The 15,743-nt window shown below is 45.2% G+C and carries 11 protein-coding genes; 1 reads left to right on the forward strand and 10 read right to left on the reverse strand.

The window, feature by feature from the left end; translation table 11 throughout:
- Positions 1 to 33: 33 nt before the first annotated feature.
- The 3 genes from ACNOGP_RS18780 to ACNOGP_RS18790 are packed head-to-tail and all read right to left on the reverse strand — an operon-like array spanning position 34 to position 5,714.
- Positions 34 to 1,413 (reverse strand): efflux transporter outer membrane subunit, encoded by a 1,380-nt coding sequence (locus tag ACNOGP_RS18780; protein ID WP_195475475.1) that lies wholly within the window; start codon positions 1,411 to 1,413, stop codon positions 34 to 36.
- Positions 1,413 to 4,517 carry an efflux RND transporter permease subunit gene (locus ACNOGP_RS18785; protein WP_143867878.1) on the reverse strand — a complete coding sequence of 1,035 codons (3,105 nt, stop codon included), beginning with the start codon at positions 4,515 to 4,517 and terminating at the stop codon, positions 1,413 to 1,415. The genes ACNOGP_RS18780 and ACNOGP_RS18785 overlap by 1 nt, the downstream gene beginning before the upstream one ends.
- Before the next feature lie 3 nt (positions 4,518 to 4,520).
- Positions 4,521 to 5,714, reverse strand: a complete 1,194-nt coding sequence (locus ACNOGP_RS18790) for an efflux RND transporter periplasmic adaptor subunit (protein ID WP_186967123.1) — start codon at positions 5,712 to 5,714, stop codon at positions 4,521 to 4,523.
- A 259-nt stretch (positions 5,715 to 5,973) separates the two neighbouring features.
- Between ACNOGP_RS18790 and ACNOGP_RS18795 the strand changes: the two genes are divergently transcribed.
- Complete coding sequence (locus ACNOGP_RS18795) at positions 5,974 to 8,193, forward strand: patatin-like phospholipase family protein (RefSeq protein ID WP_418213487.1); 2,220 nt, start codon at positions 5,974 to 5,976, stop codon at positions 8,191 to 8,193.
- Here ACNOGP_RS18795 and ACNOGP_RS18800 read toward each other — a convergent pair.
- The 7 genes from ACNOGP_RS18800 to ACNOGP_RS18830 all read right to left on the reverse strand — a co-directional run bounded on the left by ACNOGP_RS18800 (position 8,190) and on the right by ACNOGP_RS18830 (position 15,676).
- On the reverse strand, positions 8,190 to 9,299 hold the full coding sequence (locus tag ACNOGP_RS18800) for an AMP-binding protein (RefSeq protein ID WP_270540246.1): 1,110 nt from the start codon (positions 9,297 to 9,299) through the stop codon (positions 8,190 to 8,192). The two genes, ACNOGP_RS18795 and ACNOGP_RS18800, sit on opposite strands and share 4 nt — an antisense overlap.
- Positions 9,299 to 10,324, reverse strand: coding sequence for an o-succinylbenzoate synthase (locus tag ACNOGP_RS18805; RefSeq protein ID WP_418213488.1), 1,026 nt, complete (start codon positions 10,322 to 10,324; stop codon positions 9,299 to 9,301). The genes ACNOGP_RS18800 and ACNOGP_RS18805 overlap by 1 nt, the downstream gene beginning before the upstream one ends.
- 31 nt (positions 10,325 to 10,355) lie before the next feature.
- A complete protein-coding gene (gene menB, locus ACNOGP_RS18810; protein ID WP_004310001.1) occupies positions 10,356 to 11,180 on the reverse strand; it encodes a 1,4-dihydroxy-2-naphthoyl-CoA synthase in 825 nt (274 codons plus the stop codon).
- 3 nt (positions 11,181 to 11,183) lie between these two features.
- Positions 11,184 to 12,851: a 2-succinyl-5-enolpyruvyl-6-hydroxy-3-cyclohexene-1-carboxylic-acid synthase gene (gene menD / locus ACNOGP_RS18815; protein WP_418213489.1), complete on the reverse strand. Its 1,668-nt coding sequence runs from the start codon at positions 12,849 to 12,851 to the stop codon at positions 11,184 to 11,186.
- Between the two features lie 27 nt (positions 12,852 to 12,878).
- Positions 12,879 to 14,000: an isochorismate synthase gene (locus ACNOGP_RS18820; protein WP_418213490.1), complete on the reverse strand. Its 1,122-nt coding sequence runs from the start codon at positions 13,998 to 14,000 to the stop codon at positions 12,879 to 12,881.
- On the reverse strand, positions 13,997 to 15,229 hold the full coding sequence (locus tag ACNOGP_RS18825; protein WP_186967119.1) for a Cof-type HAD-IIB family hydrolase: 1,233 nt from the start codon (positions 15,227 to 15,229) through the stop codon (positions 13,997 to 13,999). Before ACNOGP_RS18825 ends, ACNOGP_RS18820 begins: the two co-directional genes overlap by 4 nt.
- Positions 15,230 to 15,313: 84 nt before the next feature.
- Positions 15,314 to 15,676 (reverse strand): DUF488 domain-containing protein, encoded by a 363-nt coding sequence (locus tag ACNOGP_RS18830; protein ID WP_418213491.1) that lies wholly within the window; start codon positions 15,674 to 15,676, stop codon positions 15,314 to 15,316.
- Between the last annotated feature and the right edge of the window lie 67 nt (positions 15,677 to 15,743).

The following is a 15,743-nucleotide window of genomic DNA, read 5'->3' on the forward strand; positions in this document are numbered from 1 at the left end:
TTTCCGAATTATGAAAATTCTTCTTTCTTTTGTTTAGGGATTTTGTTTCCAACCTCCACCTAAAGCCTTATAAAGTTGTACTACAGTTATCAATTCGTCGCGAATCGCATTACTCAAGCCGATCTGCGCATCGAAGTATCCACGTTGCGCATCCAACACGTCCAGATAATTAATGACACCGTTAATGTATTGAAGCTGTGCAAGATCCATATAGCTCTTCGCCGAACGTTCCAGATTCGCACGAAGCTCATATACCTCTTTTATCTTGTTGAAATTCACTATCGCATTACGTGTCTCTTTGAAAGCCTGCAATACAGACTTCTCATAATTGTGTACTTCGGCTTCATAGGCCGCCTTTTTCGCTTTCAATGCGGCACGGTTCTTTCCCCAGCCAAAAATTGGAGTCAATAAAGCCCCTTCCATAACCGCATAAGGAGATTTCAACAGTTCCGATAGAGACGTGCTTTCCGAGCCAAATCCTCCTGTCAGGGCAAGACGCGGAAACATATTCGTATAAGCCACCCCTACTTTGGCATTGGCTGCAATCAGCTTTTGTTCAGCCTGACGGATGTCGGGACGACGTTCCAATAAAGTGGACGGTAATCCGATAGGAAGCGTTTCCGGTGACTTAAACTCCTGAAGCAAACGTGAGCGGGCAATCTTGTTTGGATATTCACCTGCCAGAAAAGCTATATCATTCTCTTTCAAGGAAATCTTCCGTTCCAAGTCCGGAACCAAAGTTGCCGTACGTGCCAATTCCACCTGCGACTGACGGTACGACGTCTCCGAAGTCAATCCTCCGGCAAAACGGATACGAGCCAAACGGACTCCTTCTTCACGGGCTTTCAAGGTTTGTTTTACGATATCCAATTCCGTATCCAAAGCCACCAACTCATAATATGCCTGTGCCACCTCCGCTACAATAGTCATTCGGAGTGCCCGTTGTGCCTCTACTGACTGTAAATACTCGGCAATGCTAGCCGAACGCGCCCAACGCAAATTTCCCCAAAGATCGAGTTCCCAAGAAACTAGAAACTGCGCTTCAAAGGTATCCGACCTCTTAAAAGCCTCTCCTCCATGATTTTCGAGTTCACGCTCTGCCGTCACTTTCCCTTTTATATCAGGAAGCAATGCTGCCGTAGAAATCCTCTTCTGTGCAGCCATCTCTTTCACACGGGCAGCAGCTATCAGCATATCCTTATTATGATCCAATGCCCGTTCTATCAAGCTTCTCAATGTAGAATCCGTATAAATATCTTTCCAGTCCTGATCACCAAAGCTAACTGAGTCCTGATGTTGAGCCAAACTGTCGGGTAGATGAAGATCGGGACGGACATAACTTTTTCCTACCTTGCAGGAAGTCAATATTCCTGCAAATAACAATATGGCAATATATAGTTTCTTTCGTTTCATCATTTCTTCTGTTTTAAGAGTTTAGACTTCGTCTTATATACCATCACAAAGAAAAACGGTACAAGAATGATACCGAATACAATAGCAAATATCATTCCGAAAAAGACACCTGTACCGATTGCCTGCCGACTTGCCGAACCGGGTCCGCTAGCCAAAACCATTGGAAGCATACCGAGCACAAACGCGAGAGAAGTCATCAAGATCGGACGGAAACGTAAACGGGCCGCATAAATAGCCGACTGCACCAAGTCTTCTCCCTTGTCAACCTGCACCTTAGCAAATTCAACAATCAAAATTGCATTCTTGGCGGCAAGCCCCACCAACATGACCAGACCGATCTGAAAATACACATCGTTCTCCAATCCGCATACCCATACCCCAAGATAAGCACCCAAAGCGGCAACGGGCAAAGAAAGCAATACGGCAATAGGTACTGTCCAGCTTTCATATTGCGCGGCAAGAAAGAGGAATACGAAAAGGAATACCAATGCCATCACCATGCCTGTCTGACCTCCGGCCTGTTTTTCCTGGTAAGAAAGTCCGCTCCATTCCAAACCGATATTGTCGGGAAGATGTTCACGAGCAATCTGTTCCATGATCTCCATCGCTTGTCCGGAACTGTATCCTTGCGCAGCCGCCCCACGAATGACTGCCGTAGTAAACATATTGAAGCGCTTGATACTACCCGGCCCTGTGGTATAAGAAGCGTTTCCTAAAGATGTTAACGGTATCATAGCTCCATTAGAGGCCTTGACGAAGAATAGATTGATATTATCCTTATGTTCACGGTAAGGAGCTTCCGCCTGAATGTATACCTTATATATACGGTTGAACATATTGAAGTCATTTACGTATACCGAGCCGGTATAGGCTTTCATGGTAGAAAATACATCAGCCAAAGGTACACCGAGCATTTTCACTTTGTCCCGGTCTACATCAAAATAGAGCTGCGGTATCTCCGATTGCAAAGAAGAAGACAAACCCGTCAATGCCTTATTTTTAGAAGCGTAATACATTAATGTATCCGCCGCATCCACCAAATTGTCAAAAGTGGCTTCCCCACGAGCTTCCAACTGCATTTCAAAGCCTCCCGAAGTACCTAAACCCGGTATCACCGGCGGAGTGGAAAGATAGACTTTACATTCCGGATATTCCTCAAGATGTCTCTCCACTGTATCCATAATCTTTTCGATACTTGTGTTCTTGCGCTCTTCCCAAGGTTTCAGTATAACCGTCAACTCGGCACGTCCCTGATTACTGCCTACACGCGGACTGCTTCCCGTCACATTCTGAATATATTCTATGTATGGATTCTTTTCCAGATAAGCAATGGCACGATCGGTCACAATGCGCGTACGTTCCAAAGTAGCTCCCTCCGGCAATTCCAATTCAATCTTAAAGTAACCCTGGTCCTCTACGGGCAAAAAACTAGTCGGAATAATACGATGAACCAACATTATGGCTATCAACACCATACCGAAAGCACTCAACACCCGGCGAGGATGCTTGATAGTCCGGGTAACGGCAGCTACATATTTATTACCGCCAATACCTAACCATTCATTGATTTTCCTGAAAACAATGTTTTTCTTCTTCCCACTATCCGGTTTTAAGATCAGAGAACACATGACCGGACTCAATGTCAAAGCTACGACTGTGGAAATGAGTACGGACACTACAATCGTCACTGTAAACTGACGATATAACTGTCCTGTAATTCCGCTCAAAAAACTGACAGGAACGAACACAGCAGCCAATACCAATGAAGTGGCAATCAAGGCGCTTGCCAGTCCGTTCATCGCTTTCTTGGTAGCTTCATAAGGACTCAGCTTTTCCGTTTCCATAATATGCTCTACTCCTTCCACCACTACAATTGCATCGTCCACCACAATACCGATGGCAAGAATCAATCCGAGCAAAGTCAAGATATTCAAAGAGAAACCAAAAATCAGCATAAAACCGAAAGTACCGATCAATGAAATAGGTACCGCCACTACAGGAATCAACGTCGCACGCCAGCTCTGTAAAGAAAGATATACCACCAACACTACCAGTACTAAAGCCTCAAATAAGGTTTTATATACTTCATGGATAGATTCTGAAATATAGGTTGTCATATCAAACGGAATCTCGTAGCTCAACCCTTCCGGGAAGTTCTTGCTAATTTCCGCCATCGCTTCCTTCACTCTTTCAGCCACCTCCATCGCATTGGCACCCGGCAACATATAGATACCAAGCACGGCGGCATTCTCACCGTTGATACCACTCTCTGTATTGTAGGAAGAAGCCTCCAAAGAAACACGTGCCACATCCCTCAACCGAATGATGGAACCGTTTGCATTGGCACGCACCACAATATCCTCAAACTGTCCAACCGTAGAAAGGCGTCCTTGAGTTGTAATAGGAATCGTTATATCCAATCCCTGTACCGGTTGTTGTCCTAGCACACCTGCCGCAGATTCACGGTTCTGATCTTTCAAGGCATTTTGCAAGTCCTGCACGGTCAGACCGAAATTCGCCAATTTATCGGGCTGTGCCCATATCTGCATTGCATAATAACGGCTACCAATATTTGAGACACGTCCCACTCCCGGAATACGGCGAATCACATCAAGCACATTGATGGTAGCGAAGTTACTCAGATAAATTTCGTCAAACTTCGGATCGGTGGAAGTCAGACAGAGTGTCATCAACTGGCTGGGAGCCTGCTTTTCTACCGAAATACCATTCTGGATCACCTCTGCCGGCAAACGGGATTCCGCCAGTTTCACACGATTCTGAATTTCGACTGCCGCCAAATCCGGATCAGCAGAAACATCAAATGTAACCGTTGCCGAAAAACCTCCGGAATTAGAACTGTTCGACTCCATATAAAGCATTCCCGGCGTACCATTGATCTCCTGCTCAATCGGAGTAGCTACTGCCTGAGATACGGTAAGCGCACTCGCACCCGGATAAGACGCACTGATCTTCACCACCGGAGGAGTGATCTGCGGATATTGATCTACCGGGAGCATTGTCAGACCGATAATACCGACAATCACAATCACGATAGAAATTACAGCCGAAAAAACCGGCCTATCTATAAAAAACGTAACTTTCATCGCCTATTCTCCTTTCGTGTTATCCTTCGTTTCCATCTCCGGCTGACTTACCCGCACTTTCATTCCCGGCGTCAACTTATGGAAACCTTCCACTACAACAATTTCTCCTGCTGCCAGTCCTCTTTCCACCACTACATTATTCCCTACTTCCGGTCCCAATTCAATAAAACGTTTCTCTACCGTATTATCCTTACGCATAGTATAAATATATGCTCCTCCTTTTTCAATGGTAACCGCTTTCATCGGAACAACGAGTGCACCTTCACGAACATCCAACAATAGTTTGACCTTAGTAAACTGTCCCGGCAACAAGACTTGTTTCGGATTCGGCATTTCGGCACGGACGGAAAAAGTTCCCGTCTGAGGATCGACCTGCGGTTCGGCAAAATCTACATATCCTTTGTATGGATAAACGGTATTATCCGCCAGCGTAATAGTGATATTGGGTTGCCAGGAACGGGTAGAATCCTGTTGTCCCAAATTAATATTTCTTTCTTTACTTTTCAGATAATCGAGTGCCGTCATACTAAAATCCACCAATACTGTGTCACTTTTCACAATGGTAGCAAGCAATGATTTTCCACCGGGACCGACCAACGTGCCTAAATCCACGTTTCTTTCACTGATATGTCCCGACAGAGGAGAACGGACAATAGTATAACCCAATTCCAGTTCCGCCTGTGCCAAGTCTGCTTCACTCATAGCCACCGTTGCTTCGGCACTTTCAAAAGCAGCTTCCGCATTATCCAAATCCAACTGACTTGCAGCATTTTGTTCAAACAACGGACGGATACGCTTTAAATCACGTTCCGCTTTCAAAGCCTGCGCCTCATCTTTCTTCAACTGCGCTCTCGCCTTGTCCGCTTTGGCACGATACTGATCCTGATTGATTACAAATAAAACCTGATTCTTATTTACATACGTACCTTCGGCAAAAAGCATATTCTCCAAATAGCCTTCCACACGCGCACGTACTTCGACAAACTGTTGGGCACGGATACGCCCGACATATTCCCCGTATATTTCCACATCATCTTTAACTACCGGTTCCACAATGACTGTCGGCATTTCCGGCTCAACCTTCTGAGGCCGGGTTAGTATCCAATACACCCCCAACACAATTACCACGCAAATTATAGCAGCAATGTTTCTCTTTCTTCTCAGTTTCAACTCATGTTTCGAAAAGAATAATCTCATATCGAATCTTATTATTAAATTTAACTTATGCTTGTTCTATCTTCCTCTCAGGCAAATAGCATGCCAAAATCATTACATTTATTATTTACTGTCTATCAGCTCATTATACCTTATCATGCCAAATGCGGAAATGTAGAATTTATCGGAAATATGTAGAAATAATCCACAATTCCGACTTTTGGAACATTTTTTCCATTTCCCAATTCAACAACTAAACAAATTATACCCTACATTTGTAGTATATATAAACACCTGTCTGATGAAAAAACAAATACTTTCAACATTGGTTTTATTAACCTGCTTAATATTTCCTTTTTCTTTGCATTCTCAAGAGCAACAACGCAAAAAAGTAGGAGTAGTCCTAAGCGGCGGAGGTGCCAAAGGTATGGCTCATATCAAAGCTTTGAAAGTGATTGAGGAGGCCGGAATTCCTATTGATTATATAGCCGGGACCAGTATGGGAGCCATCGTAGGAGGGCTTTACGCCATAGGCTACACACCTGAGCAGTTGGACAGCATGGTGCGAAAGCAAAATTGGACATTCTTGTTGAGCGACCGGGTAAAACGGAGTTCCATGTCACTAACGGACCGTGAACGTTCCGAAAGGTTTATCGTTTCCATCCCTTTTACAAAAACACCCAAAGACGCAGCTTCAGGAGGAATCGTAAAAGGGCAGAATCTAGCCAATCTATTCTCGGATTTGACAATGGGGTATCATGACTCCATCAACTTTAATAAACTGCCCATTCCTTTTGCCTGTGTGGCAGCCAATGTAGTGAACGGAGAACCTATTGTATTCCATGACGGAATACTCTCCACCGCCATGCGTGCCAGTATGGCCATTCCCGGTGTATTTACTCCGGTACGGAAAGACAGTATGGTATTAGTGGACGGCGGAATCGTAAACAATTATCCGGCAGATGTAGTGAAAGCTATGGGGGCGGATATTATTATCGGAGTAGATGTGCAGAATGCTTTAAAAAAGGCAGACAAGCTGAACAGTGCACCCGATATTCTGGGACAGATTGTCGACCTTACCTGCCAGTCCAATCATGAGAAGAATGTAGATATCACAGATACCTATATCCGTGTGAATGTGGAAGGATATTCCTCCGCCAGCTTTACTCCGACCGCCATTGACAGTTTGATGCGAAGGGGTGAAGAGGCGGCAAGATCGCAATGGGAATCCCTGCTTGCCTTAAAAAAGAGAATAGGAATACCGGACGATTATAAGCCCAAGCAGCATGGCCCCTACTCTTCCCTCTCCAATGTGCGCACCATTTACGTCACAGATATTTCTTTCTCCGGAGTAGAGACTGACGACAAGAAATGGTTAATGAAGAAATGTAACTTAAAAGAAAACAGTAACATCACGACGCAGCAAATAGAACAGGCCTTAGACCTGTTACGCGGTAGCCAGTCCTACTCTAGTGCCAGTTATACACTGACAGATACTCCCGAAGGCTACCATCTCAACTTCCTGTTGCAAGAAAAATATGAAAGAAGAATCAATCTGGGTATCCGCTTCGATTCGGAAGAGATTGCCTCTCTGTTGCTTAATGCCACTGCAGACCTCAAGACTCATATTCCTTCCCGCCTGTCCCTCACCGGACGGTTGGGTAAGCGATATGCCGCACGCATCGACTATACCCTCGAACCCATGCAGCAGCGTAATTTCAACTTCTCGTATATGTTCCAATACAACGACATCAACATCTACGAGAAGGGAAACCGTGCCTACAATACAACCTATAAATATCACTTAGCCGAATTCGGCTTCTCTGATGTATGGTACAAAAACTTCCGTTTCGGGCTCGGACTCCGTTTTGAATATTACAAATACAAAGACTTCCTGTTTAAACAACCGGAACTGGTTGATTTGAAAGTAGAATCGGAACATTTTCTGAGTTATTTTGCACAAATACATTACAACACATACGATAAAGGATATTTCCCCGCCAAAGGCAGCGACTTTAAGGCTGCCTATTCCCTCTATACGGATAATATGGCGCAATATAACGAACACGCTCCTTTCTCTGCATTGAGTGCTTCATGGGCAAGTGTTCTTCCCATCACCCGCCGCTTCTCCGTCATTCCTTCCATCTATGGACGTATCCTGATCGGGAGAAACTTTCCCTATCCTCTGCAAAATGCAATCGGAGGTGAAGTTCCCGGCTTCTATATACCTCAGCAATTACCATTTGCCGGAGTCAACAATATCGAACTGATGGATAATGCAATTATGATTGCGTCTTTAAAATTCAGACAACGGATGGGAGCCATCCATTACCTCATCCTGACCGGAAACTACGGACTGACGGACAGTCATTTTTTCAAAATATTAAAAGGCAAGCAATTGTTCGGTATCAGTGCCGGTTATGGAATGGACAGCGTCTTCGGGCCATTGGAAATCTCATTGGGCTACTCCAACCAGACGGATAAAGCAAGTTGTTTTGTGAATCTGGGGTATTACTTTTAACAGGATGAATCATTCAGAAGTTGTAGCAGGCGCTGTGCCAAAATACGACAATCCGCACGATTGACTTTTCCATTTCCCGTTTGCGGAATACAATCCGCTACCAGAATGTGCTTGGGACGATAATATGGTTCCAATATCGCTTGTATTCCTTTTTCCATCTCTTGTATATCCGGCTGTCCCGCCAGCAATAAAACCACAGCCTGTCCCAAGCGCTTGTCCGGAACAGAGGTAATAACAAACGGTATCGGAATCAACAGGCGAAGTTTTTTTTCTATTTCTTCCGCTTGAATTTTAATTCCCCCGCTATTTATCACATTATCTTTCCGTCCCAAAATAGAAAAACTTCCATCGGGATGGATGCGTGCAATGTCATTGGTTTGCAGAATATCAGCGCAAACCAAAGGTGCTTCAATCACTAAAGTATTCTCTGGAGACAAAGACAAATGCACCGAAGAGAAAGGATGATAGTGTTCGGATGCCGCAGGACCATTCAGACGGCGAAGAGCGATATGGGATAAAGTTTCAGTCATCCCGTAAGTAGAATAGACAGCTCCCGGAAGAGATTGAATGTCCGCTTCCAGTCCGGCATCAACCGCGCCCCCGCCTATTATCAAAATATCCGTTTGCTTCAACCGTTCCTTTTCTTCAGGAACCTGAAGAGTATTATAAACTTGTAGCGGAACCATTGCCGCAAACTTCAACGGTTCGTGTATATCGGACAATGGATGGCCGGAAGCAGGACGCACAATCAAATTCAAACCTGCAACTAAAGAGCGCACCACTACCATCATTGCTCCGATATAACGGAGGTTCATACATAACAAGGCCGTATCTCCCGCCTGCAAATTCAGGTATTCACAAGTCAGACGCGCACTCTGCATCATTTGTTCTTTACGCACCATTAGTTTTTTCGGCACACCGGTAGACCCGGATGTATGAACCGCAAGTAAAGGGGAATCGTTGAACCACTCCTGTAGAAAAAGGAATAAATCCCATATGGCGGAAGGATAGTTTTCTACTCCCCGCACCATACATCTGCGTATATCATCAGGTGTATATTCCTTTCCTTCCAGCAGCAAGCGTTGCTTTTGTCGATTGAATACCATCATCTGTCAAACCACAAACAATCTTTTCTTATTTCAAGCGGCATTTCTACGTTATCAGTAAAAAGCAATCCTGTCCCTAATCCCTGAGGCAACGGATTGTCGAAAGTAGCACACCATTGTGCAATGGCGTTCAGACCGATATTAGACTCCAAAGCAGATGTAATCCACCAACCGATACGCTGACGTCCGACCTCCGCAATCCATTCGTTTCCACCACTTATTCCACCATGCAACGAAGGTTTGAGGATAATATACTGCGGTCGAATGGCAGAAAGCAGTTTCCGTTTCTCTACCGGAGTATTACACCCTATCAACTCTTCATCCAACGCTATCGGCAAAGGAGACTCGGAGGTAAGACGCGCCATCTCCTCCCATTGCCCGGCACGGATAGGCTGCTCAATGGAATGCAAATCCAATTCGGACAACCGCTTCAGTTTCTCCATAGCGTCAGCCGGAGCAAAAGCCCCATTCGCATCTACACGGAGCTCAATCTCATTGGAAGAAAAGTGTGCACGGATATGACGGAGCAGAGCCAATTCCTCTTCAAAGTTGATCGCACCGATTTTGAGTTTGATACAACGGAAACCTGCATTCATTTTTGTTTCTATCTGCGCCAGCATTTTATTGAAGTCTCCCATCCAGATAAGACCGTTAATAGGTATCCCTGTTTCTCCGCGAGAGAAAGCGGTATCCCACAAAGCCCAATCTCCCGTATGATAGTGACGGATGGCGGTTTCAAGTCCGAAAAGGATGGAAGGATACTTACGCAAAGCGTCCACATCCAATCTCCCGTTTTGCTTTTCCACTTCCCGACAGGCCGCTCCTAATATATCTTCATAATCGGGAAGATCGTCACAACTCAGTGCAGGCAGAGGAGCACACTCCCCTATTCCCACCCGACCGGGAAATTCGGAAGAGGTAAAATGGAGATACCACACTTTCCGGGTGGAGTATGTACCTCGCGAAGTTCCTGCCGGCTGCTTGAAATGGAGCAATCGGGGAATGATCTTAATCTTGCAATCCATTGAATGTAAATAATATATCAAAGTATCATTTTTAGGGGAACTTCGGATATTGCTTGAAGTTCGGTTTACGCTTTTCCAAAAAGGCATTCTTTCCTTCCTGAGCCTCATCCGTCAGATAATAAAGCAATGTCGCATCTCCCGCCAGTTCCTGAATTCCGGCCTGACCGTCCAATTCGGCATTCAGTCCTGCCTTAATCATACGCAAAGCCAACGGACTAAGCAACATCATCTCTTCCGCCCATTGCACATATTCGTCTTCCAATTGTTCCAAAGGAACTACTTTATTGACCAGTCCCATATCCAACGCTTCCTGCGCATTGTATTTCCGGCAGAGGAACCAGATTTCCCTAGCTTTCTTCTGACCTACCACACGTGCCAGATAAGAAGCACCGAATCCGGCATCAAAACTTCCCACACGAGGTCCCGTCTGACCGAAAATAGCATTCTCGGAAGCTATAGACAAATCACATACCACATGAAGCACGTGCCCGCCACCAATCGCAAATCCGTTCACGGCAGCAATCACCGGCTTCGGGATACTGCGTATCTGCTTTTGCACATCCAATACACTCAAGCGGGGAACCCCGTCTTTTCCGATATATCCGCCACGTCCTTTCACATTCTGGTCACCTCCCGAACAGAAAGCTTTATCGCCTGCACCGGTAATAACAATCACATCAATATCCGCTTCCTCGCGACAAATGCGTAGCGCATCACTCATTTCGGCAGTAGTAGTCGGAGTAAACGCATTCCGATAGCGTTCACGGTTAATCGTGATACGGGCAATTCCATTATAATAATCAAAAAGAATATCATCGTATTCTCTGATCGTAGTCCACTCTCTTTGTGTTGACATAACCTATTTTTCTTTTATTTGATAATAATAATTCTTCAACATACGCGCATCCTTATTTTTGTTGGTAAACACCTCCAACAACACAGGTTGTTCCATCTCTTCGGACTGAGTAAAAGTTTTCATTGCCTCCGTCAGTTCATCCCCATCTTCAACTTTCATATAGAGAAATCCGCGCTCCTCCGCCCAGCCTTTGGCGGAAGTCTTATGAACGGCTGCGATAAACTTATGGGATGTGCCCGACATATCCAATCCCGGCAATGTATGGAAAATCTCTCCTCCGCCATTATTCAACAAAAGGATACGCAGGTTGGGACGAACATTGACATTCCACAAAGCATTCATATCATAGAAGAAACTCAAATCCCCGATAGCGATAAAATTCAGTTTATCGGAAGCTGCCGCATAGCCGACCGCCGTAGACAACGACCCTTCAATCCCACTCGTACCCCTATTACAGCAAACTTCAATAGTTGAAGGTATCGAATAAAGCTGGGCATAACGAACTACCGAACTATTTGCCAAGTGCAATGCACACGACTCCGGCAAAGCTTTCACCAATGCACCGACAACCGACATTTCGGAATAAGCAAAGTCCGGTTCGGGAATAGTGTTGCAATAATTCTCCCACACACGGGGATATCCGGGCACACGATTATCCAGCAAACTTGCTATCTTCTCCAGAAACTCAAACGGGTCCATTTCAATCACGGTAGTCAACGAACCGTATAAATCGACCACCTCACCATCCGGCGACACATGCCAATGTTCTTTAGGCGGGTGTTGGCGGAGAAATTTCTTCAGTCGTTTGGAAACAATATGCCCCCCGTAAGTAATCAGCAATTCGGGAACCATCTGTTCCATCTTATCTTCCGGAACAGCATAAAGTGCCGCATCGAAATTCTTGACCGGAATGCCGGGTATGGTCTGATTGCCTATATGCTCCGTCAACCAGGCAAAATGTCTGTATAATAGTTTGGTATGCCGTTTCTCAAACAAATAAATAAGATTCATCTGCCCGACAATGACCATCCGCTTCTGGTATTTATTCATCCGTTCAACCAGACCGTTATAATCACGGTCATAAACATTCAATCCCTGATAACGGGTGATAACACGCACTTCCGGCAATTTGTCCACTGTAAATTGAAACAGCGGTTCGGAAACAGGCACATTGATATGTACCGGTCCTTTCCCATGATGATGTGTCTCCAATAAAGCCTCATTAACCAGACGATTACAATACCATTCGTCTTCCTCTGTATGAATCTCGGGAAGATTCACGGACTTCTTGACCAACGTCCGGAATACATCAGGCTGCGGCAAAGTCTGTCCGTCCATCTGCCCGATCCAGGCAGCGGGACGATCCGCAGAAATGACAACCAAAGGAACGTTCTGATAAAAAGCTTCCGCAACAGCCGGGTGAAGATTCAGCAACGCCGTACCGGAAGTACAGCAGATTGCAGCAGGTTTACCACCATTCAAGGTAAGCCCGATAGCAAAATAGCCCGCACTCCGTTCATCAGTCATCGCATAACAGGTAAAGCCCGGATGATTGGACAAAGTATGCACAATAGGCGCGTTACGGCTACCGGGACACAACACAACCTTAGTAATGCCGTGCGCCTCAAGCAACGCAACCAGTTGGAGTATGTTTTTCTTGTCTGTATACATGACGATTAGTGATTAGCTTGTTAATGATTAGTGATTAGCGATAATGGAGGTGGAAGTAATCAGACGTTTCATTGTCTGCAACTTTTTTTCCGTTTCCAGCCATTCATCATTCAGCTCCGAAGAGGCCAATAGTCCGCCACCGGCATAAAGAGTCAGTCGTTCATCCTCGATATGCATACAGCGTAAGTTCACATATAAATCAGTCCTTCCATTCGGATCCAGCCATCCGATAAAACCGGAATAATAACGACGGTCATACCCTTCGTTTTCCAATATAAAGCGATAGGCCTCTTCCTTTGGCAAGCCACACACCGCAGGCGTCGGATGCAACACTTTCAGGAGATCTCCCAAACCATTATTATCTATCAGAGAGAAATGAAAATCTGTTTTCAAATGTGACAAAGCTCCGGCGTATGCAGGATAAGGTCCGCTTTCAGTAGAATGGATGCCCAAAGAAAGAAGCCGGCTACGGATATAAGCAGTTACGTAATCCTGCTCTTTCCTGTTTTTTTCATCCCATACTTGCGGCAATTTGCCATCCTGCAAAGGCTGTGTTCCGGCCAGTGCAACCGTATTCCATTCATCTTTCTCACCCGATAAAATAATTTCGGGAGTACTTCCCAACCAAATGCCGGTCTGGGGAGTGTAACATAGGTATATATATGAATGAATATAACGCTTGCAGGCCGCACGAAATACGGATGAAGGAGAAAAGTCCGCCTCCTTATCCATCGTAATATGCCGGGAAAGTACCAACTTGTCAAAAGTCCCGTCACGTAAGGCATTGATAAATGCTTGAAAACAGCCGGCATACTCCTTCGTGTAAGAGGTCTGAAAAATTTCTTGCTCTTGTATTTGCAAAGAAGCCTCATATTCTTCCTCCGTATCATCGTCAAGAGAAAGGGATTGCCCCCACCCATCAGATTGTATCAGTATAACCGGACACATCTCACTCACCCGAAAGGGAGCGATAACAAATCCTTTCTGTCCGTTCAACTCTTGCAAATCGTATATCAGACGGATATTCTCCTCCGCCTGTGTCAACAGACGGGGAAGTTTCTCTCCGGGAATACGGTATACCGCAAAAGGTCGCTTTTGCCGGATAAGCGCATCAATAACTGTCAGATTACTTATTTCTTCGTCAATCATCTTTTTTTCATAACACTGTTGACTACCCGTACGGAAGACACCAGTTTGTTTGTTGAAGTAAAGACATCCACATTCCATACATGAGATGAGCGTCCTTTGTGTACAATGGTTCCCACTGCCCGCACGGTATCTCCTTCGTGGGCGGAAGATATATGATTTCCGCTGACCTGCATTCCCACTACTATTTCATCAGGCTGGCAAAGAATCATAGACCCCAGTCCTGCAACCGTTTCAGCCAATGCAAGCGTAGCACCGCCATGTAGAATGCCGAAAGGCTGGCGAGTACGATGATCGACAGGCATTGTCGCCTCTACTCTGTCCTCAGACGCATACGTATATTGGATACCCAGATTTCCCATCAATGCGTGACGCGCCTGCGCATTCAGTTGGTCTAACGGAATTTCCGCCGCACGGACTTCGGCTATGATTGCTTTTTCAACGGCAAGGGCTACCCCGTCTTCTTCATTCGACGCTGTCACATAATCGGCACACGCTTTCACCGAGTCTTGAGAATGCCCCATAGCTATTCCCAACCCCGCTAACTGAATCATAGTCACGTCGCATACTCCATCACCAATGGCAATGACCTCATCACGTGTCAGGTTCAACGCTTCCAACAAAGCTCCCAAAGTATTCGCCTTGTCGATAGCACACGGAACGACCTCAAGGAAATAGGGTTCGGAACGGAAAACATCCAATGCTCCGTTCAGCCGTCTTTTCCAATGTTCTTCCAAACCGACAAGCGCTTCTTCATCATCACTGACAAGCATACATTTGCAAGGAGCAAAGTCAATGGCTGAGGAGAATTCCTCTTCCTTTATCACCCGCAAATTATTCAATCTGGCTTCATCCCGGATATGTGTATTCTCGGGAGAATCGGTTATAATGGTATCATCGTGATACGTGAACAGCGCAAATCCATTCTTACGGGCTTTCTTTTCCAGATAAGGCAGCATTTCCGGATTTATGCGACGCTCAAACAGAACCTCTCCGTTCTGTGCATTGATAATCTGACAACCATTATAGGAGAGGATAAAACCTCCGTAATTTCCAAGTTCAAGAGATTTTGCCAACGGCAGCAAACCATAGGTCGGCCTGCCGGAAGCCAAAACAATACGTACTCCCATCTGTTGAATCTTCAACAAAGCAGCCAGCGTACGTTTACTAATTTCTTTCGCATCATTCAGTAGTGTTCCGTCTACATCCAAGACCAATAATTTATACTTCATGGCTACACGATTTTGATTTAGATTACAAAGGTAGGAAATTGAGTGAACGACAGAAAGCGTAAGCAGATAAAAATTACTTTAATTTCACTCTTTCAAACGCATTTCCAGATAATCGCGGAGTATTCGGGCATGATTATATACAGGTTCTTTAGAAGCGTAAATGAGTGTTACTACCGGATGCGGTTTGATAAGGGCCAGAAAATCGGTCGCTGCCTGAGAAGCATCCAGCTCTTTCTGATACAGTACGACGAAGTCATTCCAGTGTCCCGGTATATCATCGTGAAACCATTTGCGCAAAGCGGCGGATGGGGTGATATCTTTTGCCCAATAATCATATCTTAACCATTCCTTTTTTATTCCGCGCGGCCATAATTTGTCAACCAATACCCTATATCCGTCTGCCTCCGAAAAGTCTTCGTATACTCGCTTTATCCTAACCTGTATCATGATTATTTATATTGATTACTTATTAGAATAAACCGATAAAGCTGGAAATTGTTTAACCATACAAGAA

The organism is Bacteroides difficilis (genome assembly GCF_048319815.1).
Taxonomy (GTDB): domain Bacteria; phylum Bacteroidota; class Bacteroidia; order Bacteroidales; family Bacteroidaceae; genus Bacteroides; species Bacteroides zhangwenhongii.